Here is a 4,422-nt window from a genome sequence, read left to right as displayed (position 1 = left end):
GTTCGACGACGACGGCGAAGGCGTGAACGTGAGGTTCAGCGACGGGCGTGAAGAGCGCTTCGACGTCGTGGTGGGGGCAGACGGGGTCTATTCGCAGACCCGCGAGGCGATCCTGCCCGATGCCGAGAAGCCGCAGTTCACGGGGCAGGCGGTGTGGCGCTACAACTTCCCGCGCCCGGCCGATCTCGATGCCCTGCATGTCTACAACGGTCCGATCGGATCCGGCCTCGTGCCGATGTCCGAAGAGCTGATGTACATGTACGTCACCACGCCCGAGCCGGACAATCCGTGGTATCCCACAGAGGGCATCGCCGCGGTCATGCGCTCCAAGCTCGCCCGGGCGGCCCCGCAGATCCGTGCGCTTGCCGAGCAGATCACCAGCGACGAAGGCGTTGTCTATCGTCCGCTCGAGGGGATGATGCTCTACGGCTCCTGGAGCAAGGGCCGCATCGCGCTGCTGGGCGATGCCGTCCATGCGACCACGCCGCACCTGGGCCAGGGCGCGGGCATGGCGATCGAGGACGCGCTGGTGCTGGCCGAGGAGCTGACGCGGGCCGATACGCCCGAAGCGGCCTTCGAGGCCTATCGCGACCGCCGTTTCGAGCGGTGCCGCTACATCGTCGAGAAGTCGCTCGAGATCTGCCACGGCCAGATCGGCAAGGGCCCGCCGGTCGACAATCACAAGGCTACTGCGGAGATGTTCGCGGTGGTTTCGCAGCCCATCTGATCAGTCAATCTTCAAGGATCAATCCCATGACCCGAGTAACCGAGATCCGCTTTGTCGGATATGGCGTCGAGGACTTCGATGCCGAACGCAAATTCTACACCGATGACTGGGGCCTCGTCGAAGTGCCCGGATCCGGCGACAAGGCCGACATGGCCTGGTTCAAGACCCAGGGGCATGGCGAGCACCATGTCGTGCGCCTGCACAAGTCGGATGCCAACCACGTCGAGGTGATCGCCTTTGCCGCCGACAGCCGCGCCGATGTCGATACGCTGTTCGGCAAGATCGAGGCGGCGGGCTGCAAGGTCATCTTCGCGCCCAGGGATCTGGATGCGCCGGGCGGCGGCTATGGCTTCCGCTTCTTCAGCCCCGATGGCCTGCCCTTCGAGATCTCGGCCGGGGTCGAGACGCTCGAGGCCCGCGAACTCGAGCGCTGGGAAGGCGTGCCGCTCAAGATCAGCCACATCGTCCTGCACTCGCCCGACCACCAGGCGATGGTGAAGTTCTTCACCGACGTGCTGGGCTTCAGGATCTCCGACTGGCTCGGCGACTTCATGTGCTTCCTGCGCTGCAACGAGGCGCACCACCGCGTCGCCATCCTGCCCGGACCGCCGTGCCTCAACCACGTCGCCTACGACATGCCGAGCATCGACGACATGTTCCGCGGCGCGCATCGCCTCAAGCAGCACGGCACCGACATCCGCTGGGGTCCGGGCCGTCATACCGCGGGCAACAACACGTTCAGCTACTTCGTCACTCCGGGCGGTTTCGCGGTCGAGTACACCTCCGAGCTGGAAGTGGTCGACTTCGAGACGCACGAGTACAAGGTGCACAAGCCCGCGCCGATGGTCATGGACCAGTGGGGCATCGGCACCGGCGGCCCGCAGACGATGCCGCATCCGGCACCCGATGCGCGTCTGTTCCAGGCTTCGGAGTTCTGATCGATGGCCCTCTTCGAATATTTTCCGAACTACATCTGGAACCTGTCGGTCGCGATTGCGATGGAGAGCGGCGGCCGGATCGGCGAAGTCATCGACATGTGCAAGCCGATCAAGGATGCGGCCGATGCCGGGGCCGATGCGGGCACGCCCGCGTTCATGAAGCAGTGGGTGGCGATGGGCGACAAGCTCATCGAACTTGCCGCCGAGGACGAGGCGAGGGGCCGTCTGTTCTCCGCCTCGAACAAGCTGGAGCGCGCCGCGCTCTACATGTTCACCGGCGAGCGCATGCAGGGCCATGGCCATCCGGGCCGCAAGGAGACTTACGCCAAGGCCCGCGCGGCCTTCGACAAGTCGACGCAGATCGGCCGGATCAACCGCGAACGCGTCGAGATCCCGCTGGAGAAGGGCACGATGCCGGCGCTGTTCACCCGCGCGCCGGGCGAAGGGCGCAAGCCGGTGGTGGTCTTCTGCAACGGCCTCGATAGCTGCAAGGAGCTGCTCTACTGGACCCAGCTGCCCGAGCAGCTCGCCCGCCGCGGCATCTCGACGCTGTGCGTCGACCAGCCCGGCTCGGGCGAGACGCTGCGCCTGCAGGGCCTGCCGGTCGATCCGCATTCGGAAAGCTGGGCGAGCAAGGCAGTCGACTGGCTCGAGCAGCAGGACAACGTCGATCCCAGGGCGATCGGCATGACCGGCATCTCGCTGGGCGGCCACTTCGCGCCGCGGGCGGTGGCTTACGAGCCGCGTTTTGCCTCGGGCGCGGTCTGGGGGGCCAACCACAACTGGCGCGAAGTGCAGGACAAGCGCATGGCGCGCGAGGGCGAGAACCCGGTCCCGCATTACTGGGCCCACGTTCACTGGGCGTTCGGGGCCAAGGACCAGGAGGACTTCCTTGCCAAGTCGGAGGCGATGAACCTCAACGGCCACATGGACGGCATCAAGGTGCCGTTCCTGGTGACCCACGGGGCGAACGATCGCCAGATCAGCCCGCAGTACGCCGACGACCTCTACGACCAGCTCGTCAACTCGCCGCGCCGCGAGAAGGTGATCTTCACCGCGCGGGAAGGCGGCGTCGAGCACGTGGGCGCCGACAACATGAGCTATGGCCGCGATCTCCTCTCCGACTGGTTTGCCGAAACCCTCGGAGGCAAGACCGCCTGAACTTCAGCCCCGCAACGGGCTGACAAGGCCGGCGCATCGCCCGACCCCTCTCTCCTCCGGTCGGGTGATGCGCCGGTAGCACTTCACAGCAGCGCGCGTCTGGCGAGATGCGCGCGACAAGATGGGAACCCACGCCTATGGCCCGCCGCTTCGTCGACCTGTCGATCACCTTGTGCAACGATGTCATCACCGATCCGCCATTCCTGAAGCCGGAAATCACCTACCAGACGCATGGCGAGACGATGGGCGAGCTCGGGCACTTCTTCCCCGGGGTGACGGCCGAGCAGACTCCTGACGGTGCCGGCTTTGCAGCGGCGGAATGGGTGAAGCTGACCACACACAGCGGCACGCACCTCGATGCGCCCTGGCACTTCCACCCGACGCAGGACGGCGGCAAGCCTGCCCTGACGATCGACGAGGTCCCCCTCGAATGGTGCTTCCAGCCCGGCGTGAAGCTGGACTTCCGGCACTTCGAGGACGGCTACGTCGTTACCGCCAAGGACGTCGAGGACGAACTGGCGCGTATCGGCCATGAGCTCAAGCCGCTGGAGATCGTCGTCGTCAATACCGCGGCGGGCAAGGCGCTGGGCGATCCCGACTACGTCAGCCGCGGTTGCGGCATGGGCTACGAGGCGACGATGTACCTCACCGAACGCGGCGTGCGCGTGACCGGCACCGATGCCTGGTCGTGGGATGCCCCCTTCGTGCACACCGCCAGGAAGGTGGAGGAAACCGGCGATACCTCGCTGATCTGGGAAGGGCACAAGGCGGGCCGCGACATCGGCTACTGCCACATCGAAAAGCTGCACAACCTGGAAGTGCTGCCCGCCGACGGCTTCACGATCTCGTGCTTCCCGCACAAGATCAAGGGCGCCTCGGCAGGCTGGATCCGCGCCGTCGCCATTTTCGAGGACTGAGCCGCATGCGTCTGGCCACGATAGCGGGCGCCACGCCCGACGGAACCCTTGTCGTCGTCTCGCAGGACGGGCGCCGCATGCTTGCGGCCGGCCCGCAGATGCCGAACCTGCTCGGCGCCATGGAGCGCTGGGACGCGCTCCAGCCGCACCTTGTCGCGCTGGCCCGGCGTCTCGAGGCCGGGGAGGGCGAGCCGCTCGATCCCGGGGCCCTGCGCGCGCCGCTGCCGCGCACCTGGCAGTGGCTCGACGGTTCGGCCTTCGGCACCCATGGCGACCTGATGCAGATCGCCTTCAAGCTGCCGCCGATCGAGACCGACAGGCCGCTCATGTACCAGGGGATCTCGGACCGCTTCTACGGTCCGGGCGATCCGGTTCCCTTCCCCGATCCGGCGGACGGCATCGACTTCGAGGGCGAGTTCGGCGTGATCGTCGATGCCGTGCCGATGGGTACGACGGCAGAAGAAGCGATGAAGCACATCCGGCTTGTCGTGCAGATCAACGACTGGTCGCTGCGCACGATCGCGCCGGTCGAGATGAAGACCGGCTTCGGCTGGGTCCAGGCCAAGCCGGCCTGTTCGATGGCGCCTTTTGCGGTAACACCCGAAGCGCTCGGCGATGCCTGGCAGGACGGGCGCGTGTGCCTCGATCTCGTGATCGAATGGAACGGCAAGGCCTTCGG

Annotated in this window: 5 protein-coding genes; all 5 read left to right on the top strand. The window is 66.4% G+C overall.

Going from position 1 to position 4,422, the window contains the following annotated elements; translation table 11 throughout:
• Positions 1-727: FAD-dependent monooxygenase (locus J3474_RS22460; RefSeq protein ID WP_207095707.1), on the top strand; the 727-nt coding region annotated here is incomplete at its 5' end.
• Positions 728-753: 26 nt separating this feature from the next.
• Complete coding sequence (locus J3474_RS22455) at positions 754-1,665, top strand: VOC family protein (RefSeq protein WP_207095706.1); 912 nt, start codon at positions 754-756, stop codon at positions 1,663-1,665.
• Positions 1,666-1,668: 3 nt separating this feature from the next.
• On the top strand, positions 1,669-2,826 hold the full coding sequence (locus J3474_RS22450) for a S9 family peptidase (RefSeq protein ID WP_013836615.1): 1,158 nt from the start codon (positions 1,669-1,671) through the stop codon (positions 2,824-2,826).
• Positions 2,827-2,963: 137 nt separating this feature from the next.
• Positions 2,964-3,743 carry a cyclase family protein gene (locus J3474_RS22445; RefSeq protein WP_013836614.1) on the top strand — a complete coding sequence of 260 codons (780 nt, stop codon included), beginning with the start codon at positions 2,964-2,966 and terminating at the stop codon, positions 3,741-3,743.
• A gap of 5 nt (positions 3,744-3,748) precedes the next feature.
• On the top strand, positions 3,749-4,422 hold a 674-nt coding region (locus J3474_RS22440), incomplete at its 3' end, for a fumarylacetoacetate hydrolase family protein (protein ID WP_207095705.1).

The sequence above is a fragment of the Novosphingobium sp. PY1 genome, assembly GCF_017312445.1.
In the GTDB taxonomy this organism is placed as follows: domain Bacteria; phylum Pseudomonadota; class Alphaproteobacteria; order Sphingomonadales; family Sphingomonadaceae; genus Novosphingobium.
The sequence above is the reverse complement of the archived record's forward strand: the minus strand, read 5'-3'. Positions and strand labels throughout refer to the sequence as shown.

What these genes read in the sequence shown, in the direction of transcription:
- J3474_RS22445 (WP_013836614.1), top strand. Translation starts at nt 2,964, where the DNA reads ATGGCCCGCCGCTTCGTCGACCTGTCGATCACCTTGTGCAACGATGTC.
- J3474_RS22450 (WP_013836615.1), top strand. Translation starts at nt 1,669, where the DNA reads ATGGCCCTCTTCGAATATTTTCCGAACTACATCTGGAACCTGTCGGTC.
- J3474_RS22455 (WP_207095706.1), top strand. Translation starts at nt 754, where the DNA reads ATGACCCGAGTAACCGAGATCCGCTTTGTCGGATATGGCGTCGAGGAC.